Origin of the sequence: Mesorhizobium sp. CA4 (assembly GCF_020165075.1) — a bacterium.
Lineage (GTDB): Bacteria > Pseudomonadota > Alphaproteobacteria > Rhizobiales > Rhizobiaceae > Mesorhizobium.
This window is the reverse complement of the sequence record NZ_JAIUHK010000023.1, coordinates 1-24,034: the sequence shown is the minus strand read 5'-3', so window position 1 is coordinate 24,034 and position 24,034 is coordinate 1. Positions and strand designations below refer to the sequence as shown.

25 protein-coding genes and 1 pseudogene are annotated in these 24,034 nt (G+C 64.1%); 9 read left to right on the top strand and 17 right to left on the bottom strand.

All coding sequences use genetic code 11. From position 1 onward, the window contains the following. Positions 1-83: 83 nt before the first annotated feature. Both LB528_RS19000 and LB528_RS18995 read left to right on the top strand, forming a co-directional pair. Positions 84-761, top strand: a complete 678-nt coding sequence (locus LB528_RS19000; RefSeq protein WP_224513097.1) for a response regulator — start codon at positions 84-86, stop codon at positions 759-761. Then, entirely contained in the window at positions 758-2,131 is a 1,374-nt protein-coding gene (locus LB528_RS18995) for a sensor histidine kinase (RefSeq protein ID WP_224715914.1), read from the top strand. The genes LB528_RS19000 and LB528_RS18995 overlap by 4 nt, the downstream gene beginning before the upstream one ends. A 28-nt stretch (positions 2,132-2,159) precedes the next feature. On the opposite strand, the gene LB528_RS18990 is transcribed toward LB528_RS18995, so the two are convergent. The 7 genes and pseudogenes from LB528_RS18990 to LB528_RS18960 all read right to left on the bottom strand — a co-directional run bounded on the left by LB528_RS18990 (position 2,160) and on the right by LB528_RS18960 (position 11,183). Next, a complete protein-coding gene (locus LB528_RS18990; protein WP_224715913.1) occupies positions 2,160-3,038 on the bottom strand; it encodes an ABC transporter permease in 879 nt (292 codons plus the stop codon). A 10-nt stretch (positions 3,039-3,048) separates the two neighbouring features. Continuing rightward, complete coding sequence (locus LB528_RS18985) at positions 3,049-3,858, bottom strand: ABC transporter ATP-binding protein (protein WP_224715912.1); 810 nt, start codon at positions 3,856-3,858, stop codon at positions 3,049-3,051. Positions 3,859-3,966: 108 nt separating this feature from the next. Further along, positions 3,967-4,968 carry an ABC transporter substrate-binding protein gene (locus LB528_RS18980; protein ID WP_411962213.1) on the bottom strand — a complete coding sequence of 334 codons (1,002 nt, stop codon included), beginning with the start codon at positions 4,966-4,968 and terminating at the stop codon, positions 3,967-3,969. Between the two features lie 177 nt (positions 4,969-5,145). After that, positions 5,146-5,922, bottom strand: a complete 777-nt coding sequence (gene dapB, locus LB528_RS18975; RefSeq protein WP_224715911.1) for a 4-hydroxy-tetrahydrodipicolinate reductase — start codon at positions 5,920-5,922, stop codon at positions 5,146-5,148. Between the two features lie 62 nt (positions 5,923-5,984). Beyond that, positions 5,985-6,788 (bottom strand): annotated as a pseudogene (gene speB / locus LB528_RS18970) (agmatinase). A 175-nt stretch (positions 6,789-6,963) separates the two neighbouring features. Continuing rightward, a complete protein-coding gene (locus LB528_RS18965; protein WP_224715910.1) occupies positions 6,964-9,093 on the bottom strand; it encodes a molybdopterin-dependent oxidoreductase in 2,130 nt (709 codons plus the stop codon). A 212-nt stretch (positions 9,094-9,305) separates the two neighbouring features. Continuing rightward, positions 9,306-11,183, bottom strand: a complete 1,878-nt coding sequence (locus LB528_RS18960) for an ABC-F family ATP-binding cassette domain-containing protein (RefSeq protein WP_224715909.1) — start codon at positions 11,181-11,183, stop codon at positions 9,306-9,308. A 137-nt stretch (positions 11,184-11,320) separates the two neighbouring features. Here LB528_RS18960 and LB528_RS18955 point away from each other — a divergent pair, with 137 nt between their 5' ends. The 3 genes from LB528_RS18955 to LB528_RS18945 all read left to right on the top strand — a co-directional run bounded on the left by LB528_RS18955 (position 11,321) and on the right by LB528_RS18945 (position 13,035). After that, positions 11,321-11,557, top strand: coding sequence for a hypothetical protein (locus tag LB528_RS18955; RefSeq protein ID WP_224715908.1), 237 nt, complete (start codon positions 11,321-11,323; stop codon positions 11,555-11,557). A gap of 213 nt (positions 11,558-11,770) precedes the next feature. Next, complete coding sequence (locus LB528_RS18950; RefSeq protein ID WP_224513081.1) at positions 11,771-12,538, top strand: lysozyme inhibitor LprI family protein; 768 nt, start codon at positions 11,771-11,773, stop codon at positions 12,536-12,538. A 293-nt stretch (positions 12,539-12,831) separates the two neighbouring features. Further along, positions 12,832-13,035, top strand: a complete 204-nt coding sequence (locus tag LB528_RS18945; RefSeq protein ID WP_224513079.1) for a hypothetical protein — start codon at positions 12,832-12,834, stop codon at positions 13,033-13,035. Between the two features lie 2 nt (positions 13,036-13,037). On the opposite strand, the gene LB528_RS18940 is transcribed toward LB528_RS18945, so the two are convergent. The 5 genes from LB528_RS18940 to LB528_RS18920 all read right to left on the bottom strand — a co-directional run bounded on the left by LB528_RS18940 (position 13,038) and on the right by LB528_RS18920 (position 16,182). Further along, positions 13,038-13,346: a hypothetical protein gene (locus tag LB528_RS18940; protein WP_224715907.1), complete on the bottom strand. Its 309-nt coding sequence runs from the start codon at positions 13,344-13,346 to the stop codon at positions 13,038-13,040. Between the two features lie 3 nt (positions 13,347-13,349). Further along, positions 13,350-13,793 carry a MucR family transcriptional regulator gene (locus tag LB528_RS18935; protein WP_224715906.1) on the bottom strand — a complete coding sequence of 148 codons (444 nt, stop codon included), beginning with the start codon at positions 13,791-13,793 and terminating at the stop codon, positions 13,350-13,352. 355 nt (positions 13,794-14,148) lie between these two features. Continuing rightward, a complete protein-coding gene (locus LB528_RS18930; RefSeq protein ID WP_224715905.1) occupies positions 14,149-14,370 on the bottom strand; it encodes a hypothetical protein in 222 nt (73 codons plus the stop codon). Beyond that, positions 14,351-15,349, bottom strand: a complete 999-nt coding sequence (locus LB528_RS18925; RefSeq protein WP_224715904.1) for a DMT family transporter — start codon at positions 15,347-15,349, stop codon at positions 14,351-14,353. The genes LB528_RS18930 and LB528_RS18925 overlap by 20 nt, the downstream gene beginning before the upstream one ends. Beyond that, a complete protein-coding gene (locus tag LB528_RS18920) occupies positions 15,349-16,182 on the bottom strand; it encodes a hypothetical protein (protein ID WP_224715903.1) in 834 nt (277 codons plus the stop codon). Before LB528_RS18920 ends, LB528_RS18925 begins: the two co-directional genes overlap by 1 nt. A 114-nt stretch (positions 16,183-16,296) precedes the next feature. Here LB528_RS18920 and LB528_RS18915 point away from each other — a divergent pair, with 114 nt between their 5' ends. Then, the gene (locus tag LB528_RS18915; RefSeq protein WP_224513065.1) at positions 16,297-17,265 is read left to right on the top strand and encodes a LysR substrate-binding domain-containing protein; all 969 of its coding nucleotides are present in this window, start codon (positions 16,297-16,299) and stop codon (positions 17,263-17,265) included. Between the two features lie 256 nt (positions 17,266-17,521). Here LB528_RS18915 and LB528_RS18910 read toward each other — a convergent pair whose 3' ends face one another. Further along, positions 17,522-17,704 carry a hypothetical protein gene (locus LB528_RS18910; protein WP_224513063.1) on the bottom strand — a complete coding sequence of 61 codons (183 nt, stop codon included), beginning with the start codon at positions 17,702-17,704 and terminating at the stop codon, positions 17,522-17,524. Positions 17,705-17,841: 137 nt separating this feature from the next. Between LB528_RS18910 and LB528_RS18905 the strand changes: the two genes are divergently transcribed. The 3 genes from LB528_RS18905 to LB528_RS18895 all read left to right on the top strand — a co-directional run bounded on the left by LB528_RS18905 (position 17,842) and on the right by LB528_RS18895 (position 20,758). Further along, positions 17,842-18,009, top strand: coding sequence for a hypothetical protein (locus LB528_RS18905; RefSeq protein WP_095767064.1), 168 nt, complete (start codon positions 17,842-17,844; stop codon positions 18,007-18,009). Between the two features lie 144 nt (positions 18,010-18,153). Further along, entirely contained in the window at positions 18,154-20,235 is a 2,082-nt protein-coding gene (locus LB528_RS18900) for an ATP-dependent helicase (RefSeq protein ID WP_224715902.1), read from the top strand. 220 nt (positions 20,236-20,455) lie between these two features. Further along, positions 20,456-20,758 (top strand): DUF982 domain-containing protein, encoded by a 303-nt coding sequence (locus LB528_RS18895; RefSeq protein WP_224513059.1) that lies wholly within the window; start codon positions 20,456-20,458, stop codon positions 20,756-20,758. 86 nt (positions 20,759-20,844) lie between these two features. On the opposite strand, the gene LB528_RS18890 is transcribed toward LB528_RS18895, so the two are convergent. The 4 genes from LB528_RS18890 to LB528_RS18875 form a co-directional block, all read right to left on the bottom strand. After that, positions 20,845-21,660 carry a sterol desaturase family protein gene (locus LB528_RS18890; protein ID WP_224715901.1) on the bottom strand — a complete coding sequence of 272 codons (816 nt, stop codon included), beginning with the start codon at positions 21,658-21,660 and terminating at the stop codon, positions 20,845-20,847. Positions 21,661-21,750: 90 nt separating this feature from the next. Further along, positions 21,751-22,536, bottom strand: a complete 786-nt coding sequence (locus LB528_RS18885) for a GGDEF domain-containing protein (protein ID WP_224715900.1) — start codon at positions 22,534-22,536, stop codon at positions 21,751-21,753. Between the two features lie 53 nt (positions 22,537-22,589). Next, positions 22,590-23,612, bottom strand: coding sequence for a hypothetical protein (locus LB528_RS18880; protein WP_224715899.1), 1,023 nt, complete (start codon positions 23,610-23,612; stop codon positions 22,590-22,592). A 195-nt stretch (positions 23,613-23,807) separates the two neighbouring features. After that, positions 23,808-24,034, bottom strand: a 227-nt coding sequence (locus tag LB528_RS18875) for a DinB family protein (protein WP_318012323.1), incomplete at its 5' end; no start/stop codon positions are given.

Sequence of the window (24,034 nt, the reverse complement as noted above, 5' to 3'; positions counted from 1 at the left end):
TATCGGTTGCCTCGGGAACCAATTTGGACGCCGCCTGCCCTTTGGCGACGGTCGATGTCATTGGGAGGAAACAGCGACAAACGATGCGGCTGCTGCTTGTCGAGGACAATCGTGAACTGGCCGATTGGCTGAGCAAGACACTGCGCCAGGCGAGCTATGTCGTCGACGTCGTACATGACGGCGAGGATGTCGAGCATGCTTTGGCTGCCGGCGACCATGCCCTGATCATCCTCGACCTTGCCCTGCCCCGCATGGGCGGCATGGAGGTGCTGAAAAGACTGCGGGCGCGCGGCAACCCGGTGCCGGTGATCGTGCTCACCGCCAATGCCAGCCTCGATGGCCGGGTCAAGGGCCTCAACGAAGGCGCCGACGACTATCTGGCGAAACCCTTCCAGATCGAGGAGCTGGAGGCGCGCATCCGCGTGCAGCTGCGCCGCGCCAACGATCGCACCGCGCCGGTCATTGCCTGCGGCGACCTTGTCTTTGACACCAACACCCGCCTGTTCTCGCTTGCCGGCGCGACGCTGACGCTGACGCCGCGCGAGCACGCTGTGCTGGAACAACTCGTCGTCAAAGCCGGCCGCACGGTGAGCAAGACGGCGCTGTCGGCCGCGATCTACGACTTCGAGACCGACGCCGATCCCAGCGCCATCGAAATTTATGTGCACCGCCTGCGCAAGAAGCTCGAGGGCTCGCGCGTCCAGATCGCCACCTTGCGCGGCCTCGGCTACCTCCTGCGTCATGACGATCCGGCGCCATGAGGATCGGCAGGCTTCGGATCAGCAGTCTTCGCCTGCAATTGCTGGCATGGGTTGTGCTGCCGCTGGCGGGGCTCACCGCCATCAATTTGTGGACCAGCCACGGCAACGCGCTCGCGACTGCCGATCTGATTGCCGACCGGATGTTGATGGCGTCGGCGCGCGCCATCGCCGAGCAGGTCGCGGTGAAAGACGGCGTGCTCGACGCCACCATCCCGCCGGCGGCAATCGAAATGTTCGATACCGGCGACCGTGACCGGGTCTACTACCATGTCGAGACCGCGGGCGGGCGCCTGCTTACCGGCTATCCCGACCTGCCCAAGGCGACAAGCCGCGGCAGCATCGAGACCGGCTTTCGCGATCACCGTCTGCGGCTCGCAACGCTAAGCCATACCGTAATCGGCGCCGGCGCGGATTCGCCGATCACGGTCACAGTCGGCGTGACGCTCGGGGGGCATGACGCGATGGTGAGGCGTCTGTGGTTAAGCGCCTTCGGCCAGCAGCTGGCGCTGGTGGCGATTGCCGGCGTGTTTGTGCTGCTTGGCCTGCGCCGAGGGCTGGCGCCGCTGATCCGGCTGCGCGACGCCGTGCGCTCGCGACACCGCAGCGATCTCGAGCCGGTCGAGGTCGCGGGCGCACAAAGCGAGATCCGGCCGCTGATCGAGGCGCTCAACGCCTATATGGAGCGCGTGCGGGGGCAGATGGCGGCGCAGCGCCGCTTCATCGCCAATGCCGCGCACCAGCTGCGCACGCCACTGGCGCTGTTGTCGACACAGGCAAGCTATGCCTTGCGAGAAACCGCGACCGACCGGCGACAGGAGGCGCTGATGGCGTTACAGGCAAGCTCCGGCAAGCTGGCACGCCTCGCCGAGCAACTTCTTACGCTCTCGCGTGCCGAGCCCGGCAGTCGACGGCCGCGTGCCGACCGCATCGACCTCACCGACGCCGCCCGCCAGGTGCTGGAAAGCCAAGCGCCGAAAGCGATCGAACGCAACATCGACCTCGGCCTCGATGAGAGCGGGCCGGTGCCCGTGATCGGCGACGGCACGATGCTGCGAGAGATGATCGTCAACCTGGTCGACAACGCGCTGCGCCACTCCAAAGCCGGGGGGAGCGTGACGGTCAAGCTCGCCGCCGTCGATGGCGAGGCGGCGCTCACCGTTACCGATGACGGGCCCGGCGTTCCAGCGGAAGAGCGCGAGCATGTCTTCGAGCGCTTCTACCGCATTGCTGGATCTACGGAGGAAGGCAGCGGGCTCGGCCTGGCCATCGTACGCGAGGTGGTCGAGAATGCCGGCGGCGGCGTCACGCTGGGCGACGCCGCCATGGGTGGGCTCAAGGTCGAGGTTCGGCTGCCGCTGGCCGGCTCCTGAAGCGGCCGCCAGCGAAGCGCTATCTTGCCTACTGCGTCTCGTGCAACGGCTGCGGCCGCCACTTCGCCAACCGGCTCTCGACCAGCGTCATCAGATACTCGGCGCCGAGCGCCACGACCATCACGATGACGATCGCTGCATACATGCCGGCGGCATCGAACGAGCCTTTGGCGATGTTGATCAACAGGCCAATGCCGAAGCGCGAACCGACGAACTCGCCGACGATAGCGCCGATGATGGCAAAGCCGAAGCTGACATGCAGGCTGGCAAAGATCCAGCTCATTGCCGACGGCACGATGACAGAGCGCGTCAGCTGCCAATCGGAGGCGCCGAGGATGCGGGCATTGGCGATCATCGCCCGGTCGGCCTCACGCACACCCTGGAAGGCGTTGTGGAAGACGACGAAGAAAACCATGACGAAGGCCAGCGCCACCTTGGAGGCAAGCCCGAGGCCGAGGATCATGATGAAGATCGGCGCCAGCACCACGCGCGGGATCGAGTTGATCACCTTGATGTAGACCGAGAAGATGTCGGCGGCCATGCGGTTGCGGCCGAGCGCGACGCCGATGACGATGCCGGCAATCGAGCCGGTGACGAACCCCAGCACCGACTCCTCCATGGTGACATAGAGATGGTACCAGAGCGGACCTTCCGAGGTGCCTTCGGTGATCCACTCATAGAGCCGGCCGGCGATCGTGCTCGGCATGGCGTAGAAGAAGGGGTCGATCCAGGCCATGCGGCCGGCGATTTCCCACAAGCTGAGGAAGGCGATCAGGATACCCAGCCGCCAGAACGTGACGGCGCGGCGGCGATGGGCGGCGGCCTTCGCGGCGGCCGCCTCGATCTCGGCGTCCGAGGTGCCGGGCCGGAAGCTGGCCGTGGTGATGTTGACGGTGGCGTCTGTCATGTCGCCCTCCTCACGCGGCCGCACGGGCGTAGCTGGTCTCGACCTCTTCCTTGAGGTCGGCCCAGATGGTGCGCGAATAATCGATGAAGCTCTGCTCATAACGTATGTCGGCGACGACACGCGGGCGCGGCAGGTCGATCGTGTAGACGGATTTCACCGTCGCCGGCCCGGCGGTGAGCACATAGACCTTGTCGGCCAGCGCGATCGCCTCCTCGAGGTCGTGAGTAACGAACACCACCGACGCATTCGCCTCCGACCATAGTCGCAACAGTTCCTCATGCATGAGCACGCGTGTCTGCACGTCGAGGGCCGAGAATGGCTCGTCCATCAGCAGGATCTCGGGGCCGTTGATGAAGGTCTGGGCGAGCGCCACACGCTTGCGCATGCCGCCGGAAAGCTGATGCGGATAATGCTGCTCGAACCGCGCCAGGCCGACGCGCGCCAGCCAGTCGCGCGCCGATGCCTCGGCCTGCGGCTTCGACTTGCCGCGAAACAGCGGTCCGGCCATGACGTTCTCGATCACCGTGCGCCATGGGAAAAGCGCGTCGGTCTGGAAAACGAAGCCGATGCGCGGATCGATGCCCTTGACCGGCGCGCCCATGACACGAACCTCGCCGGCGCTCGGGCTGGCGAGCCCGGTCACGAGATTGAGCGTCGTCGACTTGCCGCAGCCGGTCGGGCCGACGACGGCGACGAACTCGCCGCGTTCGACCGTCATGGTGAAATCGCGGAGCGCCGTAAGCGACTTGCCGGTTGGGGAGAGGAAGCGACGGCTGACATTGATAAGTTCGATCGCTGGAGCGGGTCTTTCGACTGCCATGGTGAAATACTCCAAGGCCGCGCGATCGCCACGCAGGCGCATCGCCGGACACACTGATAGGGCTGATACAGGCGCGATGTCCGATTGACATCGCGCCGACGGTATCGGCTACTTCACGTTCTTGACGAATTCCGTGGTGTAGGTCTTCGAAAGGTCGATCTGCTTGCCCTGCAGTTCCTTCTTGAAGGCCGACAGCACAGTGAGCACCGTCTCGGGGCCGCCCTCGGGCATCACGCCATCGGGAGTGAACATTGCCTTGCCGGCATCGAGGGCTTTCACATAGCCGTCCTTGTCGCCGACATAGTAATCCTTCGGCATCTTTTCGGCGATCTCGGCGCCGCTGTGGGTGCTGATGAACTTCAGTGTCTTGACGAAAGCATTGGCAAGCTTCTGCGTCTCGTCCTTATGCGCTTCGACCCATTCGGTTTGCATATAGAGCGAGGCGGCCGGATAGGTGCCGCCGAGAGCCGCCTTGGTGCCTTCGATCGTGCGCATGTCGATCAACACCTTGGCCTCGCCGGTCTTGAGCAATCGCGTGATCGTCGGCTCGGTCGTCATGCCGGCCTGGATCTTGTCTTGTTGCATGGCGGCGATGAAAGTATTGCCCGCGCCGACCGGCACCGAGGTGAACTCGCCGAGCTTCAGGCCGTTCTTGACCGCCAGATATTCGGTCAGGAAGTTGGTTGAGGAGCCGAGGCCCGTGACGCCGAGGCTCATGCCCTTGAAGTCGGCCGGCGACTTGATCTCGGGGTGCTTGGAAGAGACCAGCTCGACCTCGCCCGGCGCCTGGCTGAACTGGACGATGGATTCGACGAACTTGCCCTTGGCCTGCAGGTCGATGCAATGATCGTAGAAGCCGACCACGCCCTGCACGGCACCCGCCAGCATCTCGTTCTCGGCGTCGACGCCGGCAGGTTCGTTGAGCAGCTCGACATCGAGGCCTTCATCCTTGAAATAGCCGAGCGCCTCGGCGAGCTTCGCTGGCAGGTAGATCTGTTTTTCGTAGCCGCCCACCATGATCGAGATCTTGTCGGCGGCCGAAGCCGTCGTTGCACCAGCGGCAACCGTGGCAACCGCCAGCAGCGCGGAACGAAGGGCGCATTTAGAGATGAAACCGGTCACGTAACTTCCTCCACCTGGCGGCGCAGCGCGCCGCATTTCCTCCTTACCGGCCACTCCCAGCCGGCTGCGTGGCGAACGCCACGAAACTGTCATGGCACGGCCAAGCTTTCAGCTGGCTTTCAGCGGTTTTGGCACCCGTTGAAACGAAATCCGCTGAAATTCCAATCAACAGTCAGCGAACCCGAGCACATCGCGCATGCCATACTCCCCGGGCGGCCGTCCGGCGACCCAGAGCGCAGCCGCGACGGCGCCGCGGGCGAACATCGAGCGGTCGCCGGCGAGATGCGAAAGCGTGAACCTTTCGCGGTCGCTGAGAAAGCTGACGCTGTGCTCGCCGACGATGCTGCCGCCTCGCAGCACGGCAAAGCCGATCTCGCCGGCGGAGCGCGGGCCGGTGACGCCGTCGCGGGCACGCTTCGCCACATCATCCAGCCTGACGCCACGTCCTCGCGCAGCCGCTTCGCCCAACATCAACGCCGTGCCCGACGGCGCGTCGACCTTGAAGCGGTGATGTGCTTCGAAGATTTCGATGTCGCAGTCATCAGGCCCAAGCGCCCTCGCCGCTTGCTCGACCAGGCCGGTCAGTAGGTTCAGGCCGAGCGAATAGCTGCCGGAGCGCACGATGGCGATCTTCTTCGCGGCTTGCGCTATGGCTGCCAGTTCGGCGACGTCAAAACCTGTCGAGCCGATCACCAGCGCCGGACCGCCACGCGCGGCGCAAGCTTCTGCCAGTTCGGCAGAAGCCGCGGGCGTGGTGAAGTCGACGACCACGTCGGCAAGCGCCAGAGCTTCGTCGCGCTCGACCAGCCCCTCTCCCGCGCTGCCCGGCCGATGGAAGCGGGCGACGAGTTCCAGTCGAGAATGGGCAGCGACTGTCTCGGCCATCTGCCGGCCCATGCGGCCGAGCGCGCCGGCGATGGCTATCCTGAGCGGCTGCGGCATGGCGATCCCTGTCGAAAGCTGAGTCGGAACAATCCTCTAGCATGCCGCCTTGGCAAATTGACTCAAACCGCTCCGTTGGTCTTCAGCATCATGCCGGCGATCTCCTTGACCAGCTTGGCGGCGACCAGCGCCGTCACGTTGGAAAGGTCCTGGCGCGGATTGTATTCGACGACATCGGCGGCGACTATTCGTCGGTCTATTGCCTGGATCAGACCGATGACCTGGCGCGTGGTCAAGCCGCCGGGCTCACGGTGAGAGATACCGGGAGCGAAGGCCGGATCGAGAGCGTCGATATCCATCGAGATGTAGACAGGCGTCTGGAGGTCGAGCTGCAAGCCTTCCTTGAAATTCCGCATCTCCACCACCTCGACACCGAAGCGCTTGAACTGGTCGCGATGGTGATCATTGACGGTGCGCAGGCCGATCTGGATCACCCGGTCGGCCAGCTTCTCTTCCATGATACGGGCGAAGGGCGAAGTGTGCTAACGCGGATTGTCGTCATAGGAATGATAAATGTCCGGATGCGCGTCGATATGGACAATCGTGAGGCTCCGGTAGCGGCGGCGCACCGCGCGCAGCACCGGCCAGGAGATCGCATGGTCGCCGCCGAGCGAGATCAGCGGATGGCCGGCGTCGAGCGCGCGGCCCACCTCCGCCTCGATCCGCTGCCACGGGTCGCCACCTTGCGTGAAATCGATGTCGCCGTGATCGACGAAGCGGTCCGTCAGGTCGAAGCCGGTTTCGGTCCAGGAACTGTAGGCGTCGCTGGCGAGTTCGCGCCGGATCAGCGGCGGCGCCTCGGCGGGCCCGCGCAGATAGGATGAATTCTCGTCATGCGGAATGCCCAGAAGCGAGACCTCGGCCACGACATCCTCCCTCGTTGCCGAGACAAGGGGCCTCTATAGATGCCGGAGCTGGCGGGCGCGACGAGAGGCGCTTGGGCCAGATGGGAGGCTGCAGCATGATCCGAAGTGGGAACCGGTTTTCGGAGAAGATCATGCTCCGCAAGGAATTAGGTCAGGACGGCGATTCAACGAAACGTCATCCTGATCTATCGCCGGATTCTTCAGCTTTCCGCAGCCACACCTTGTTGTCGTGGACGGCGGCGCCACCATAGGGTGCCGGCGCATCGGCGCCGGTCAGGACGTTGATGCCTTCGCCGCGCTCATGCGCGCTGTTCGGCCAGATGCCTTCCGCGACCACCACGCCTCGCTTCACGCCGTCGAAGAATTTTGCGTGCAGCACCACATCGCCGCGCCGGTTGCCGACCTCGACACGGCCGCCATCCTCGATGCCGAGCGCCGCGGCGTCCTGCGGATGGACAAGCAGCTCCGGCCTGCCTTCCTTGGCCTTCGACACCGGCGTTTCGGCAAAGCTCGAATTGAGGAAATTGCGCGCCGGCGAGGTCGCCAGCCGGAACGGATGCTCCTCGTCCGCGACCTCGATCAGCTCGACATGGTCGGGGAATTCCGGCAGCCGCTCGACCGGGCCGAACAGGCCCATGCTTCTCGGCGGCCGGTTGGGCGCCGACTGCCCGGTCCAGTTGGGCCGGAAGTGGAATTTCTTGTCCGCATGGCCGAAGCCGTTGATGAAATGCGCGTCGTCGAAGTCGGGCTGCAGGTCGACCCACTTCTCCGCCTTCAGGCTATCGAAGCTGCCGAGCCCGCGCTTGCCGAGGATGATGTCGATGTGCTCGCGCTCGGTTAGGCCGAAGCCGGGCCGGTCGCCGACGCCGAGGCGCTTGCCGAGTTCCTCATTGACATAGTGGTTGGTGCGCGGCCCTTCCGGCGGCTCGATCAGCTTGGGGCCGAGCGTGATGTGCTGGTTGCCGCCACCTTTGTAGATGTCGTCATGCTCCAGGAACATCGTCGCCGGCAGCACGACATCGGCGAGCTTGGCCGTATCGGTCATGAACTGTTCGTGCACGCAGGTGAACAGGTCTTCGCGCAGAAAACCCTTTCTCACCAGCCGCTGCTCCGGCGCGACATTGGCCGGATTGGTGTTCTGGATCAGCATCGCCGTCACCGGAGGGCCGCCATAGAGCGCGTCGGCCGCGCCCGTCAGCACCGGGCCGATGCGCGAATGGTCGAGATAGCGCACCTTCGGGCCGCGCATCGCGGTGCCCTCGAGCACGTCCTGGTTCAGCTTGAAGATGCCGGAATTGGAATGGAAGGCGCCGCCGCCCTCATACAGCCAGGCGCCGGTGACCGCGGCGATGCAGGAGACGGCATGCATGTTGACCGAGCCGTTGCGCTGGCGGGCGAAGCCATAACCAAGGCGGAAATAGGTTTTCTTGGTCTTGCCGACCAGATGGGCGAATGCCTCGATCTCGGCGACGGACAGCCCGGTAATGGCGGTCGCCCATTCGGGCGTGCGCGTGTTCAAATGCTCTTCCAACCCGCGCGGATCGTCAGTGTATTTCTCAAGATAGGCGCGGTCGGCGAGCCCGTCGCGGAACAGCACATGCATGACCGCGCAGGCGAGCGCGCCGTCGGTGCCGGGCCTCAGCACCAGGCCAAGATCGGCCTGCTTCATCGTGGCGTTGTCATAAATGTCGATGACGACGATCTTTGCCCCACGCTCCTTTCGTGCCCGTATCGCGTGGGTCATGACATTGACCTGGGTGACCACGGCATTGGTGCCCCAGATCACCACGCAATCGGACTTCGCCATCTCGCGCGGATCAGGGCCGCGCAAGGCGCCCACACCCATCATCCAGCCGGTCCAGGCCAGATTGGTGCAGATCGAGCCGAAGAAACCGGAGTATTTCTTGGCGTGGCGCAGCCTTTCGATGCCGTCGCGCTGCACCAGCCCCATCGTGCCAGCATAGAAATAGGGCCAGACGGTTTCCGAGCCGTATTTCTCTTCGGCCGCGATGAATTTTTCCGCGACGAGGTCCAGCGCCGCTTCCCAGCTCGCTTCCTTCCAGGCCCCCTCACCCTTGGCGCCGGCTCGCACCAGCGGCTTCAGCAGCCTATCGGGATGGTGGACACGGTCGGCATAGCGGGCGACCTTGGCGCAGACGATACCCGCCGTGTAGCTGTTCGCCTTGGCGCCATGCACGCGGCCGATGCGGTTGTTGTCGAGCAGCTCGACTTCGAGCGCGCAGGTGGAAGGACAGTCATGCGGACAGGCCGAATGGCCGATCCGGAGCTTGGCGTGCTGGTTCATGCGGGGGGTGTAGCGGGTTTTGGGGACGAGGTGTAGGGCCAGAGATTAGCCAATCTCCCACCTTGTGGGGGATATGTCGCCAAAGGCGACAGAGGGGTCGTTGCGCGTGAAGCGCCGGCGCCTTCGAGACAAAAGAGGGTGTTGGCGATCTAGGTGAGACGACCCCCTCTGGCCTGCCGGCCATCTCCCCCTCAAGAAGGGAGATCATGCTCTCACTCCGCGATCCCTTCCTCATACTCCGCGGACATGGTCAGCCACTTGTCTTCGTTTTGCGCCAGCGTCTGCGCCAGTTGCGAGCGTTCCTTGGCAAGCCGCGTCGCAGTCGAGGGGTCCTTTTCGTAGACTGCCGGATTGGCGAGTTCGTCCTCGATCAGGTCGATGCGTTTGCGGATGCGGTCCATCAGCGCCTCGGTGGCGCGGATCTCCTTGGCTAAAGGCTCGAGCGCGGCGCGGCGCTGGGCGGCTTCGCGGCGGCGGTCGGCCTTGGACGCCTTGTCCGCTTCCTTCTGCTCGCGGCGGTTGGAGGACACGCCGGTGACCAGCGTCTTATAGTCCTCGAGGTCGCCGTCATAAGGATTGACCGCGCCGTCCTTGACCAGCCACAGCCGGTCGGCGGTGGCTTCGAGCAGGTGCCGATCGTGCGAGATCAGGATCACGGCGCCCGGAAAGTCGTTCAGCGCATGGATCAGCGATTCACGGCTGTCGATGTCGAGGTGATTGGTGGGCTCGTCGAGGATGAAGAGGTTCGGGCCCTCGAAAGCCGACAAGCCGATCAGGAGGCGCGCCTTCTCGCCACCGGAGAGGTCTTTCGCCGCGGTGTTCATCTTCTCGGTGGTAAGCCCAAACTGGGCGACACGGCCGCGCACCTTCGATTCCGGCGCCTCCGGCATCAGCCGGCGCACATGTTCGTAGGCGTTTTCCTCAGGCCTGAGATCGTCGAGCTGGTGCTGGGCAAAGATCGCCACCTTCAGCCCCGGCGCCACCGTCATCGTGCCGGCCTCCTGCTTTAGCCGGCCGGACAGAAGCTTGGCGAAGGTTGACTTGCCGTTGCCGTTGGCGCCGAGCAGCGCGATGCGGTCATCGGCGTCGATGCGCAAGGTCATCTTCTTCAGAATCGGCTCACCGGGCGTATACCCGACACTGACGTTGTTGAGCGCAACGATCGGCGATGCCACCGTCTTCACCGGTTCCGGAAACGAGAATGGCCGCACCGTGTCGTTCACGATCGCCGCGATCGGCTTCATCTTTTCCAGCGCCTTGATGCGCGACTGCGCCTGCCTGGCCTTGGAGGCCTTGGCGCGGAAGCGCTCGACGAAGGATTCCATATGCTTGCGGGCGGCTTCCTGCTTGATGCGGCCCTTCTCCTGCTGTTCCTTTTGCTCGGTGTACTGGCGCTCGAACTGGTCGTAGCCGCCACGCCAGAAGGTCAGCTTCTTCTGATCGAGATGGACGATCGAGTTGACGGCGCGGTTGAGCAGGTCGCGGTCGTGCGAGATCAGCAAGACCGTGTGCGGATATTTGGAGACATAGTTCTCCAACCACAGTGTTCCTTCGAGGTCGAGATAGTTGGTCGGCTCGTCGAGCAAGAGAAGGTCCGGCTCGGAGAAGAGCACCGCGGCCAGCGCCACGCGCATACGCCAGCCGCCTGAGAAGGACGAGGCCGGACGCTTCTGCGCGGCATCGTCGAAGCCGAGGCCGGCAAGGATGGTCGCGGCGCGGGATTCGGCCGAATGGGCGTCGATATCGGCCAGCCGCGTGTGGATCTCGGCGATGCGATGCGGATCGGTCGCGGTCTTCTCTTCTTCGAGCAAGGCCTGGCGCTCGACATCGGCTTTCAGCACGATGTCGATCAGCGGCTCCTCGGTTCCCGGCGCTTCCTGCGCCACCTGGCCGATGCGCGTGCTCTTCGGCAGGCTGATAGAGCCGGTCTCCGAAGGGAAATCGCCGGTGATCGCCTTGAACAGCGTGGTCTTGCCGGTGCCGTTGCGACCGACGAGGCCGGCCTTGGTGCCGGCCGGCAGCGTCAATGAGGCATGATCGAGAAGCAGCCGCCCCGCCATGCGCAGCGTAAGATCGTTGATGATAAGCATAAGCGGGCTTTTGCACAGGACATCGGCGCTTCGCAAGAGCCAGCGCCTGGACGAGGGCCCTCCGCGCGCTGTCTGCGGCCATTCGGCAAAAACTCGACGGACTGGAACCAGTTGCCTGCCGGAGCGTTTTGGAGCCCGTGATCCGCTATCTCGCCCTCGCCTTCATTTTCTTCCAGGTCGCCACGACAACCGCGCTGGCGACGCAGGTGGTTCTGTTCGAGGACGGAACCGCTCGCGTTGCTCTCGCCGCTGAACCCGCGAGGGGGCCGCAAGCCCAACCAGCCTCCGCCCAAGCGGCCAAGAGTGCGAGCCGGCTAGAGACGCGGGAGCCGGAACACCTGCTGATCCAAATCGATTCCGGAAAAACATCTTAGGCTTCGCCTATGATTGACGAAGAGGCTGGCGGGACACGCCCCCTCTGCCCTGCCGGGCCATCTCCTCTGAAGGAAAGATTGTCGTTCCTCCGCTTTCGCCAATCACCGGTCACACTTTGCTTGCCACGTCACAGGTTTGGCGTTGATCGCCGCTGTTGTCTCAACCTATGCTGGCGCGAGCGGCGGGTTCGGTTCAAGCAGAGGACAGATCAGATGCCGAGCAAGACCACGCTCCTTTCGGCCTCGCTGGCGGTCGCGATTTTCGCAGTCGTCGCCGGGCTTGCCATGCTTCTCACCAGTCCCGTGGCCCGTGCGGCAGCCATCGACTGCGCGGCAGCGAAGACGCAGGCCGACCTTGCAACCTGCACGGCCGCGAATGCCGCTTCGGCGGACGCGGGGCTCAATGCAGTCTACAAAGCGCTGGCGGGCCGCCTCGCTCCCGCCGACCTGTGGCGCCTGCGCGACGCGCAGCGCGCCTGGATCCCGTTCCGCGACAAGGAATGCGCCTTTCGCACTCAGCCCTATGCCGATGGCTCGGTGTATTCGAGCCTCGTCGAGACCTGCAAGGCGGAGTTGACCAAGGTGCGGCTGGCGCAGTTGCAGCACCAATTGCAATGCCCAGAAGGCGACCTCTCCTGCGTGCCGCAAAGCGGCGGCAATGCCGCGCCCACGAAGAACGCGCCTGCGGCGGCCGAGGCCGCGCCTGCGACGGCCAAGGCCGCGCCTGCGACGGCTGGCGCCGCGCCTGCGAAACCCGCCCCTGCCCAGTCAAGCCAGAACGACACGAAGCCATGCGTGCAATCGGCCGGCAAGGCGAAGTCGGACCAGTATGTCTCGCAGTGCATCCAGGTGTCGCCGGCGACCAATCCGCCCTGCAACGGGCAGAATGCATGCAGCATGATGATTGACGAGATCAAGCGCGGCTGCGCCATGATCGGCAACGACAACCCGCCGGGCTTCTGCTCTGCCTACAAGAACTAAGCCGCTCGCTCCTGCCTGCCTCGGCGATCAACATTCCCGGAGAAAGATCAACCCGGCGCAAAAAGACAACCGCAAGCTTGCCTTGTGCTCAATATTTATGCAGCAAGCGACCATGCCACCCAAAAAGGACAGGGAAATCTTGCCGGCCAAGCATGATGCTTATCAAAAATCGATTTCAGTTTTATCGCAAACCTGCAAATCTGTAGACGCGCCGTGAGTCGTGAGTGGGCGCCAACGATAACTTGGTCCCAACATACCTTGGCCCAGATACTTGGCCGCATCAGGAGCTCACGATGGATGGAGCGCCCAGCGATTTACGAACGTTGAGATATGTCGCGGAGATCACGCGCAAGCTGGCAAAAATGCTCTCGCATACGCGCTATCAGATGCTTGTCTATCTTCTTGAAATGACAGCGGTTGAAGCGGAGAGCCTTGCCGGCGAGCAAGATCCCAAACGCACTCGCCCGGTCAAGCCATCTCAGGCCCGCCCCAGCTAGTTCTAACAGTTCGTGCGCGGCCGACCGTTTGCTGCAAGGCGGTCCAGAACGGCCAGGCAGTTCAGCCTGCGCGCCTCAATGACCGACGGGTCGTCGCATTCAACAATAGCGCGCTCGAACCCGTCGAGCGCGTCGACCGCGGCAAGCAGGTCGCCGGACGGCTCGCCCAGCGAAAACAGGATGCGCCGCGCCTTGACGCCGTTGGCAGCGTCCACCGAGGACTGGGCAGCCACCCCGCGGCGCAAAGCGTCGAGAGCAGCCTTACGGTCGCGCCATGACCACGGCGCGACGTCACCCGTTGCGGGCGCCATGCCTCAGGCCTTGGCCTTGCGCTTGCCCTTGCCTGCATCGCCGCCGGCCGGCTTGCGGCCGAGGCCGGACGATTTGGCCAACGCCGAGCGGGTCGCCGAATAGCTCGGCGCCACCATCGGATAGTCGGCGGCCAGGCCCCATTTCGCGCGGTATTCGTCCGGCGTCAGGCCGTGATCGGTCGCAAGGTGGCGCTTCAACGACTTGAACTTCTTTCCGTCCTCGAGGCACACGATGTGGTCGGGGAAAACCGAGCGCTTCGGGTTGACGGCAGGCGTCTGCGCCACCGCCTCCTTGACAACGCTGCCGCTGGCGAGCTTGCGCACCGAGGCGCTGACGCTGGCGATCAGGTCAGGCAGGCCAGAGGCAGGAAGCGGATTGTTGCCGACATAGGCCGAGACAATGTCGGCGGTCAGTTCGATTGCAGTCTTGTCGTCGAGGTTGGACAATTTTTTCACCTTCTGCTGGCCCTCAAATCGCCAGCTCTTTTTAAGACTTTCGTCGGTGTATCGAATTGGACGTGTCCCCCAACGGACCGTCCAGAGTCAGTAAAGCTACGAGACTCAATACCGGACGATGTTTCTACACCGACTGGAGATGCGCAAGTTAGGAATTCTAATAGCTATAGCGAATGCTTTATATCACAGGCTGCCCGCCTGGATAGGTAAAAGGGGCTATAGCAATTCAACCTGCGGTAGGAGTTGCTGAAAAATCGAAGTTCAGACCAAGTTCCAGCACGGCAACGGGTAATCCGCCGATCGGACAGCCGACCATGCGCGATTCGGCGCTGCCATGGCAAATCGCTCATTTACCGGCGACACCGCGCCTGAGCTCCGCAGGCGGCTCGTCCGCGAGGATCTCCAGCACGCGCTTCCAGCGCGCGCAGCGGCCGAAATCCTTCTGCTCGATGGCCTTTTCCGCCTTCATGGCTGCATAGAGCAGCGCCTCCGCGCCAAACTCCCTGACCAACCAGTGCGCCTCCTGCCTGGCGCGGCGTTCGTCCTCGTCAACGGCCATTTTGGACATTGTGCCTGGTCCCCGTACCTTCGATGCCGACCGCAAGGCAGCTGCCAATGACGAGGACGGCGCCGGCAATCGCCGTCATCGACAGGCTTTCGCCCGACAAGGTCAGCAGAAACGTGGAAGCGATCGGCGTCAGATAGGCGACGATCGCTATCCTGCCGCCGTGGTCGAGCTTTGCCGCGCGTGACCAGAAATAGTAGCCGAGCCCCATCGGGCCGATGCCGAGATAGAGGCCGAGCAGAAGGTGCGCGGCGCTCGGGCACACGACGCCGTCATGCAGGCACCAGGCGAAGGTGAGCGCGACGCCGATCAGCGCCGAGGGCAAAAGCAGACGCTCGGGCGACACTGCAAGGCGGCCGACCGTAAGCGAGTAGAAGGCCATGCAGAGCGCCGAGCCCAAAGCGGCGAGATAGCCGACGAGGCTGCCGCCTTCGAACCAAGCCCTGTTGGACCAAAAATGTGCGCGGCCGCCGGAAATCACCAGCGCCACTCCGACGAAACCTAGCGCCGCCGCCAGCCCGAGCAGCAGCGGACGACGCGGACGGCCAAGCAGGATGACCGCCGCGGCGGTGATCAGCGGCCAAGTATAGGCGACGAGGTTTGCCTCGATAACCGGTACCGAGGCGAAACCGATATATTGCAGGACCATCGTGCCGACCAGGCCGAGGAAACCGACCGCGTAGGCGAGCGCAGCATTTCCCTTCTCGCCTTGTGGGATCCGAAGGACGGGAGAAGGGAAGAACCGGATCAGCGCGAAGACCAGGGTCGCGCCGCAAAATTGCAGGAACTGCACTAGCGACACCGGATAAGCGGCAAGCAACGTCTTGCCGACCAGTGCGTTGGTCGCCCACAGCGCCACGGCGCCGAGGGCGAAGGCAAGCACCGCCCCGAGGGCGCCGGGACGGCTTTGGCTTTCCGGCACGACCGGACCGAAGCTCAGCGACACTGAGGGTGGCTGACACTCGATCGGATCGTTGGTCATTACCAAGACTCCCTCGCCCCGCCGGAAACCGCTTCCGCCGTCGGCTGCGGCACAGGATGCTCCTCGGCATGGCGGCGGTAGGCGGGCAGCTGGTTGGTCCAGACATCCTCGGCCAACTCGTGCACCCAGGCACGGTCATGGTCGTTGTCGGCGGCAAGATAGAACATGCGGTTGTCGTCGACATAGGGTTTGATCGCCGAGCGCTGATTGAGCACCAGCGTGACGCGATCGCCGAGCTGGATCGGCGCGGTGCGGTGGAGCACGCCGAGGAACTGGCCGAGCGTGGCGTAGTTCATCTTGTGATCGATGCGCATGATTTTGTTGCGCGGCAACTCGCGGCCGGATTCGAGGATCGAGCGGCCGGTCTCGGAATCGTCGCAGTAGATTTCAAGATGACCGCCGATGAGCGGATCGCTGATCGACAGCGGAATGAGCTCCGTCACCGGAACGCCGTCGCAATGCCATTCGACCGCGCCATCCCTGGGGTTCATGAAAGTGACGGTCGAGCCGACGATCGACAGCGGATACGGCTCGAGCTTGGTGCCCATCATGTCGGACAGCCCTTCCAGGCGCAGCTTGTCGTGTAAGAGTTCCTTGATCTCCGGAATATAGCGATCGGCCCCGGTGATGAAGGTGAGGTCGAGGTGCTTGTGCACGGCATGGCTGGCCTTCAACTTCAGGGCCGCTTCTTCGATGGCGGCAAGCAGAGCCGGGTCGTAACCGTGACGATACTGGGCAACGCCGAAACCCGACACTTTCCAGGAGGTCTCGTGACCAATGATGGCCTCGCGGCTCATTGCACAGCGCAGTTCGGGAATTGTATGGGCGTTCATTCTATTTTCTCCAAGATGGGGGCAACACTTGGTTAACAGTCATTTAAGCGCCTACCCCTGTAAATTTAGGAATGCTGGTGGTAGCGTAAGCCCAGCTTAAGGTCGAAAAACCCCGTGCGTCTGCTCAGTCAGGTCAACCTCAATTCGCTGAAAATCGTGGAGAGCGCCGCGAGACACAGGAATTTCACGCGCGCCGGCGAAGAGCAGTTCATCACCGCTTCCGCCGTCAGCCAGCGCGTGAAGAGCCTGGAGGATCAGCTGCGCTTCAAGATCTTCGAGCGCGGCGGCAATGCGGTGTCGCTGACGCCGGAGGGCGAGACCTATGTGGCGCGCGTGCGCGAGGCGCTGGAGCGCATCGTGGCGGCCAGCATGGAGGCAACCGGCCAGTCGCAGGCGCATGTACTGCGGATCTGCGTGCTGCCGACCTTCGCGGCGCGCTGGTTGTTTCCGCGGCTTTCGGCCTTCCAGCATCAATATCCCGACATCGAGATGCGGGTGTCGACCTCTTACGCCACGCATGAATTCTCGATTTCCGAATACGACCTCGAAATCCGTTATGGCGACGGCAATTTCCCCGGTCTCACGTCGGAGCTGCTGTTCAAGGAAGATCTGACGCCGGTGTGCAGCCGCAAGCTCTTCCACGAGGTGCTGGGCGACAAACCGCTGTCGAAGGTGGTGCCGGAGGACCTGCGCTACTTCACGCTGCTGCACTCCGACACGTGCACGCAGAACTGGCAGTCGTGGCTGGGCTTTGCCGGCGCGAGCTTCGTGCTTGGCGAAACGAGGAGCGTCTATTTCGATAGCTGCATGATGTCCTACGAAGCGGCCAATGCCGGCATGGGCTTTGCCGTCGCCAACCGCGCTTATATGGCAAGCGACATCCGCGCCGAACGGCTGGTGGCGCCCTTCGCGGTCCACCAGCCCAACACGGCGGGCTGGTATTTCGTCAGCCCTATCAAGGCCCTCGGGGCCCGCAAGGTCGAGCTGTTCAAGCGGTGGATCATGGCCGAAGCGGCGCTGACGCAGCGCCAGTTGGACATCGAGATCGCCAACGTGCCGGTGCGGCGCGTGGCGATGGCGTGAAGAGCACGCTTCCACAAATGCTCACTTGAGCGAACCTTCGGCGGCCCTCGCAATGGCTGGCCCTGCCGAATTTCGTGATTTCCGGTGGCTCTATAGCCGGCTAGCGCGATCACGCCATGACGCGATGTCGAGACTCAGCTATGTTGGATTGTGCGGCGGGCCTGATTTTCCCGCTTGGCCGGCGCTACCCAGCTTCCTCCCAAGCAGCGCCGGCCTTCTTCGTTTCGACGATAATCTTGGCAGGCCGGCCTTGGCGCTATTGCTTCGGCGGCGTGCCCGGCTGGTCTCCGCCGGTGGTCGATTTCGGCACCGGGTTTTTATCGACCTGAGGGTTCTGGTTGACCTCATTGCTCGGCGCCTTGGTGGGCTGCACATTGTTGTCGCAGGCGGCGAGCGCGAGCCCTGCCGCAAGAGCCAGCAGTACAGGACGTTTCTTCATGACGACCTCCTCTCGTTCGCCGCTTTCATGAGGGGCAAACGAGGCGGTGGCGGTTTGGTTGCGTGGACCGGCGGGAACCAACTGACCCCGAGTCCGGTTGAAATCCCGAGCCAATCGAACGCAACGAGGAACTGAACATGGTCCGCCTTCTGCTTGCCGGCCTTTTTGCCTACACCGCCTATCGCGTTGCCGTGAGGATCATCGACGAGGTGCCTGGAAACGTCGCGCCGCTGGATATGCCGGGCGACGAAAGGCGCAGGCTGCGGCGGCAGTCGGCCGCGATGGGAGTCGAGCCGAAGCGGTAACGGCTGTTTCGGGTGGGAATAGCCCCTTCCGATGAATCGTGGATGCCGGCGCAGCCCTCTCCGGCCGCTTCGCGGCCACCTCTCCCCGCTCGCGCGGGTCGAGTAAATTATTGCGAACAAAGCGGAAACGATGCTTGATGGGCGATGAACATCGCCGCCCGTGATTCGTCCTTCGAGACGCCCGCCTATCTTGCCCGGCTGAACGACGAGCAGCGGCTGGCGGTGGTGCATGGCGACGGCAAGGTGGCGGCGCCGCTGCTGGTGATCGCCGGCGCAGGCTCCGGCAAGACCAACACGCTCGCGCATCGCGTCGCCCATCTCGTCGTCAAGGGCGCCGATCCGCGCCGTATCCTGTTGATGACCTTCTCGCGCCGCGCCGCCGCCGAAATGGCCAAGCGCGTCGAGCGCATTGCCGGCGAGGTGCTGGGCCGCGACGCGGCAATCATCGCCGACGCGCTCGCCTGGGCCGGCACGTTTCATGGCATCGGCGCAAGGTTGTTGCGCGACTATGCCGAGCAGATCGGCCTCGATCCCGCCTTCACCATCCATGATCGCGAGGATTCCGCCGACCTGATGAACCTTGCCCGGCACGAGCTGGGATTCTCGAAGACCGAAAGCCGTTTCCCGACGAAGGGCACCTGCCTGCAGATCTATTCGCGGGCGGTGAATGCGCAGGCGCCGCTTGGCGAAGTGCTGGGCTCCGCCTTCCCCTGGTGCGCGGCATGGGCGGACCAGCTGAAGGAACTTTTCGCGGCTTACGTCGAGGCCAAGCAGGCGCAGAACGTGCTCGATTACGACGACCTGCTGCTCTACTGGGCGCAGATGGCGGCCGAGCCCGAGATCGCCGCGCATCTCGGTTCCCGCTTCGACCACGTGCTGGTCGACGAGTACCAAGACACCAACCGGCTGCAGGCCTCGATCCTGCTGGCGCTGAAGCCCGACGGTGCGGGGCTGACCGTGGTGGGCGACGACGCGCAGTCGATCTATTCCTTCCGCGCCGCGGAAGTGCGCAACATCCTCGATTTCCCGAAACAATTCGCAAAGCCCGCCGAGATCGTCATGCTGGAGCGCAATTACCGCTCGACCGAGACGATCCTGGCCGCCGCCAACAAGGTGATCGGCGAGGCCAGCGAGCGCTTCACCAAGAATCTGTGGACCGAGCGCCAGTCTTCGCACAAGCCGCAGCTGGTCAGCGTGCGCGACGAGGCTGAGCAAGCCAATTATGTCTGCCAGGCGATCCTGGCCGAACGCGAGGCCGGCACAGCGCTGAAGGCGCAGGCGGTGCTGTTTCGCACCTCGAGCCACAGCGGACCGCTGGAGGTGGAGCTGACGCGCCGCAACATCCCCTTCGTCAAGTTCGGCGGCTTGAAATTCCTCGACGCCGCGCATGTGAAGGACATGCTGGCCATGCTGCGCTTCGCCGAGAACCCGCGCGACCGTGTCGCCGGTTTCCGCGTGCTGCAACTCATGCCGGGCATCGGCCCCTCCGCCGCCTCGCAGATCGTGGACGCCATGACGACGTCGCTCGACGAAACGCTGGGCCTTGCCCGCTTCCGGCCGCCGCAGCGCGCCGCGCAGGATTGGCCGGTCTTCCTCGACATCTATAGCGGGCTGCGCGCGGGCGCCAAATGGCCGGCCGATCTGGAACGGATCAGGCTCTGGTACGAGCCTCATATGGAGCGTGTCCATGAGGACGCGATCACGCGACGCGCCGACCTCCTGCAGCTCGAGCAGATCGCATCGACCTATCCGTCGCGAGAGCGCTTCCTGACCGAGCTCACCCTCGATCCGCCCGACGCCACAAGCGACCAGGCCGGGCCGCCGCATCGCGACGAGGATTACCTCATCCTATCGACCATCCATTCGGCGAAGGGCCAGGAATGGAAGAACGTCTTCGTGCTCAACACGGTAGACGGCTGCATCCCGGCCGATCTCGGCGTCGGCACCAAGGAGGACATTGAGGAGGAGCGGCGCCTGCTCTATGTCGCGATGACCAGGGCCAAGGACAGCCTGCATCTGGTGGTGCCGCAGCGTTTTTATCCGCACAACCAGGCGGCGCGCGGCGACCGCCATGTCTATGCCTCGCGCACCCGCTTCATCCCGGCCTCGATGCTTTCGGCTTTCGAACAATCGTCCTGGGCAAGCGCGGCGCTCAAGGACGACCCGCGCCAGAAGCCGGGCGTCAAGGTCGATCTCGGCGCCCGCATGCGCGGCATGTGGAAATAGGCTGCCTGGCCTCTCCAGCCGACCACCAGGGCCGCTCGGCGTTCGCTAGAGTCGCTTGGCTGCTCCAACTCCAGGCGTTGAAGCCTTTGGTTCAGGCGAGGGATCAAGTCCAATGCGGAAAAATCGGCATGCGCGGAACTTCCGGTCGCAAGCCGCGTTGTGTGGCGTCCTTCCCCAGACCGGAGGTCCGCCGCCTCCACAGCCAACAGACGAGGTCCGAATGCACGACAGGACGTTCTTCACCCCGGTCGCCCTCAGCGTCGGCGCCGGCCACAAGCGCATGATCGCCTCGCTGTTCGACATGCATGACTTCCTGACCGAGTTTCCGCCCTCGCGCCGGCGCCTCAGCTACGGCGCCGCGGTGAAGGCCTGCGAGGCCGCGCGGAGTGGAGAAATCTCGGTCGAGGCCGCGCGCGATGCGCTGATCACCTTCGCGGTGACGGCCGGCGTGCTCTGGCCTTCGGAGCCGCCGATCGTCTCGGTCAAGCCGGTGGCGCGCGGCTGTGGCGGCTTCGCAGCCTGACAACAAGGTACTACCCTTTCGGGAGTCCTGCCACTTATGAACCGACCCCCGCAGGTCAGTTCACCGAGGCGGGCATTTCCGCGCCGTTATTCCGGCTTGGCGGCCGCCGGCGAAGCTTCGGCGATCGGCGCGGCCGGCCCAGCCGCGGTCACGAAGGGATAGACGAGCTGCTGGTGATAGAGCTGCGGCACCGGCTCGTCGACACCGTATTTTTCCGGCATATGTTGCGGCATGAACAAGGTGCCGCCGATCATGTCGAGGACGGACAACTGGGCGGCGAAATTCTTGTCATAGGCCTGGCGTTCGTTGGCATGATGCCAGTGATGAAACTGCGGCGAGGCAATCAGCCATCTCAGTGGCCCGAACCCGATGCGGGTATTGGCGTGGATGAACACCGACTGCCAGTGATAGATCAGCACATAGATGAGAAGCGCCTCGCCTGAAAAACCCAGCGCGAAGAGTGGCAAGAACGAAGCCGACTTGGTCAAGATCTGGTCCACCGGGTGCACGCGGTGGGCCGCCAGCCAATCCATCTCCTCGATCGAGTGATGGATGGCATGAAAACGCCACAGGAACGGCACCGCGTGAAAGGCGCGATGGGCAAAGTAGAAGCCTATATCGGCGATGATCAAGGCCTCGATCGCCTGCAGCCATAAAGGCTGTGACTGGACGGCGGCGGGAAGCGCCCCGGGAACGACGCGCGGGACCACCAGCATCGCAGCGCCGATCACCAGCAACAGGCCGAACTTGATGACGATGCCGTTGAAGAGCAGATAGAAGACGTCGTTCAGCCAATGCCGGCGCGTAGCCGATTGCTCGGCATGCAGCGGCAGGAGCTGCTCGAGCGGAATGAAGATGAGGGCGATGACCAGCACCGCCTTGTAGTCGATGAGATCGAACACGGTCGCTCGCGGATCGGCTGAGGCCAGTCTCCGACACTAGCCGCCAAAGGATGAACGGACCGTTGCCGGCCAGAGCATGATGCAATTGAATTAGTGGACCGTGCCAGACGCGTCGCCCGCCGGCGTGCCGCGCGGGATTTCGAAGCTCACCTGGTCGCGGCCATTTGACTTGGCCTTGTAGAGATGGCGGTCGGCGACCTGGAACATGTCATGGTAGGTGGTCGGGCCGCTGAAGGCGGTGCCGCCGATGCTCACAGAAAGCGGCCAGGGCCGCCCGCCGGGTGCAAACTCGGCCTCGCGGATGCGGCGCCTGATGGATTCGGCGACCAGAAAGGAGCGTGCGGCGTCGGCGCCGGGCAGGAAGACCGCGAACTCCTCGCCGCCGATGCGTCCGACAATGTCGGCGCCGTGCAGTTGCCCTTTGATCGTCGCGGCGATCAACCTGAGCGCCTGGTCGCCGCAATCGTGACCGAGGCGGTCGTTGATCGATTTGAAGTGGTCGGCATCGACGATCAGCAGCGCGCCGGTGTCGGCGACCGTTTGGCCGCGCGCCCGCTCGAGATATGCCTCGACCAGCATCGAGAAGGCGCCGCGGTTGAAAACCGCCGTCAGGCTGTCGGTCGCGGCAATGAGGCCGAGTTCCTTCTGCGTGATGGCCAGCTGGCGCATCTTCCACATCAGGAAGAACAGGAAGGAGCCGCCAAGGATAAGCGGCAGGAAAAGATCGGTGAGTTGCGCCCAAAGCAGCGCCTGCGGCGACAGCGAGGGAAAATTGAAGGAATCGACGAAGAAGGCGGCGGCAATGAAAAAGGCGGTACCGGCGGCGGTGACCACCACGACCCTGCCCCAACTTGTCGGGGACAAATCGATGCGCATTTCATTGCTCCTACTGCACTGGCTTATTGTGGAGCGCGAGCGCAAAAGAAGTCCTAAAATATTAGCTTCGATGCAAATGTGGTTAACACGCCGTCCGCACCGCCCGCGGTGGTGGGCAAGCAGAAAGCGCACCGGGGAGGTGGCAGGCTCTCCGACTGGCCGGAGGTCCTCGTCAGCGCACCGCCGGTCGCAGACGGCAACGCGGTAGGAGTGCCGCAGAGCCTCACAGCCGGTTCGACACTCCCCGTTGAGCCGTTGGTATTGCCCCGCTGCAATCGGTCGATTGTCCAGCGGGAGAACAATATCGGCTTCAATGCAAGCTCGGTGCGCGCAGCGATGACGCGAAGCAACCGGCAGGCCCGCCCATGGCGGGCTCTGCCTTTTAGTGGGCGGTCGAGCTGCCCGAACCACCCACGGTGCCACCGATTCCACCGGTCGAGGTATTGCCGGAACCCATGGTGGAGCCGGCGGCCGAGCCGCTGATGCCGGCGTTGAAGCCGCCAGAGCCGCCCCAACGTGCCGGTGCCGCCGACGCCGCTGGTCGCACCGAACGAGGTGCCGGTGGTCGTGCCCGCGGCGGCGCCGATCGAGCCGGTAGTGCCGGCGTTGAAGTCGCCGGAGCCGCCCAACGTGCCGATGCCGCCGACGCCGCCGATCGCACCGAACGAGGTGCCGGTGGTCACGCCTGCGGCGCCGCCGGTCGAGCCAGCGGTGCCGGCGTTGACGCCGCCGGAGCCGCCCACTACGCCGGTGCCGCCGACAACGCCGGTCGCACCGAACGAGGTGCCGGTGGTCGTGCCCTCGACGCCGCCGATCGAGCCGGTAGTGCCGGCGTTAAAGCCGCCGGAGCCGCCCACGCCGACGCCACCGATGCTGCTGCCAAAGCCCGTGCCGAGACCGGTCGAACCGCCCATCGAGGAGCCCGCGCCGGTGATCGCGCCGCCCGGACTGCCCGCAGTGACGCCGGTGTTGCCGATACCAAAGCCGATGTCGAGACCAGCGGCATTCGCCGGCAGGGCGAGAATGGCGATGCCGCCGACCAATGTGCCCGCGATTTTTTCTACGATACCATTCATGGCATTCTCCTTCGTTGCCACATTTTTCCGCATCGCCGGAGTGCCGGGTCCGTGCGCATGCCTGTGTGCGAGAGGGAATGAAGGGAATACGAACGGGCTCGGTCAGGGTTCCATTTTTTCAAGCAAAAATTCGTTGTTCCTTGATGTTGGTTTGATCAACAATTGGCTCGCGGAAAAGCCCGGACGATGCTGTGCTCAGGCGTAGGCGCGACCTTCCTCGGAGCGCTGGAACAGCGCCAGGTCGAGCGGCACCGAGGGCCGGCCGAGCACCGTGAGCACCATATGCGCCTGGCCGCGATGGTGGGTCTGGTGGTTGAAGAAATGTCCGAGCGCCGGCGAAAGGCGCTGCGAGACGGTGCGCATGTCGACGGTCATGTAGGAGAAACGGCCGGCGAGCGCCTTGTCGCCCATCCCGCCCACCC

Excerpts from the sequence above, each read along its gene's own strand:
- LB528_RS19000 (WP_224513097.1), top strand. The coding sequence starts at position 84 with ATGCGGCTGCTGCTTGTCGAGGACAATCGTGAACTGGCCGATTGGCTG.
- LB528_RS18995 (WP_224715914.1), top strand. The coding sequence starts at position 758 with ATGAGGATCGGCAGGCTTCGGATCAGCAGTCTTCGCCTGCAATTGCTG.
- LB528_RS18990 (WP_224715913.1), bottom strand. The coding sequence starts at position 3,038 with ATGACAGACGCCACCGTCAACATCACCACGGCCAGCTTCCGGCCCGGC.
- LB528_RS18985 (WP_224715912.1), bottom strand. The coding sequence starts at position 3,858 with ATGGCAGTCGAAAGACCCGCTCCAGCGATCGAACTTATCAATGTCAGC.
- dapB (WP_224715911.1), bottom strand. The coding sequence starts at position 5,922 with ATGCCGCAGCCGCTCAGGATAGCCATCGCCGGCGCGCTCGGCCGCATG.
- LB528_RS18965 (WP_224715910.1), bottom strand. The coding sequence starts at position 9,093 with ATGAACCAGCACGCCAAGCTCCGGATCGGCCATTCGGCCTGTCCGCAT.
- LB528_RS18960 (WP_224715909.1), bottom strand. The coding sequence starts at position 11,183 with ATGCTTATCATCAACGATCTTACGCTGCGCATGGCGGGGCGGCTGCTT.
- LB528_RS18950 (WP_224513081.1), top strand. The coding sequence starts at position 11,771 with ATGCCGAGCAAGACCACGCTCCTTTCGGCCTCGCTGGCGGTCGCGATT.
- LB528_RS18945 (WP_224513079.1), top strand. The coding sequence starts at position 12,832 with ATGGATGGAGCGCCCAGCGATTTACGAACGTTGAGATATGTCGCGGAG.
- LB528_RS18940 (WP_224715907.1), bottom strand. The coding sequence starts at position 13,346 with ATGGCGCCCGCAACGGGTGACGTCGCGCCGTGGTCATGGCGCGACCGT.
- LB528_RS18930 (WP_224715905.1), bottom strand. The coding sequence starts at position 14,370 with ATGTCCAAAATGGCCGTTGACGAGGACGAACGCCGCGCCAGGCAGGAG.
- LB528_RS18925 (WP_224715904.1), bottom strand. The coding sequence starts at position 15,349 with ATGACCAACGATCCGATCGAGTGTCAGCCACCCTCAGTGTCGCTGAGC.
- LB528_RS18920 (WP_224715903.1), bottom strand. The coding sequence starts at position 16,182 with ATGAACGCCCATACAATTCCCGAACTGCGCTGTGCAATGAGCCGCGAG.
- LB528_RS18910 (WP_224513063.1), bottom strand. The coding sequence starts at position 17,704 with ATGAAGAAACGTCCTGTACTGCTGGCTCTTGCGGCAGGGCTCGCGCTC.
- LB528_RS18905 (WP_095767064.1), top strand. The coding sequence starts at position 17,842 with ATGGTCCGCCTTCTGCTTGCCGGCCTTTTTGCCTACACCGCCTATCGC.
- LB528_RS18900 (WP_224715902.1), top strand. The coding sequence starts at position 18,154 with ATGAACATCGCCGCCCGTGATTCGTCCTTCGAGACGCCCGCCTATCTT.
- LB528_RS18895 (WP_224513059.1), top strand. The coding sequence starts at position 20,456 with ATGCACGACAGGACGTTCTTCACCCCGGTCGCCCTCAGCGTCGGCGCC.
- LB528_RS18885 (WP_224715900.1), bottom strand. The coding sequence starts at position 22,536 with ATGCGCATCGATTTGTCCCCGACAAGTTGGGGCAGGGTCGTGGTGGTC.
- LB528_RS18880 (WP_224715899.1), bottom strand. The coding sequence starts at position 23,612 with ATGAATGGTATCGTAGAAAAAATCGCGGGCACATTGGTCGGCGGCATC.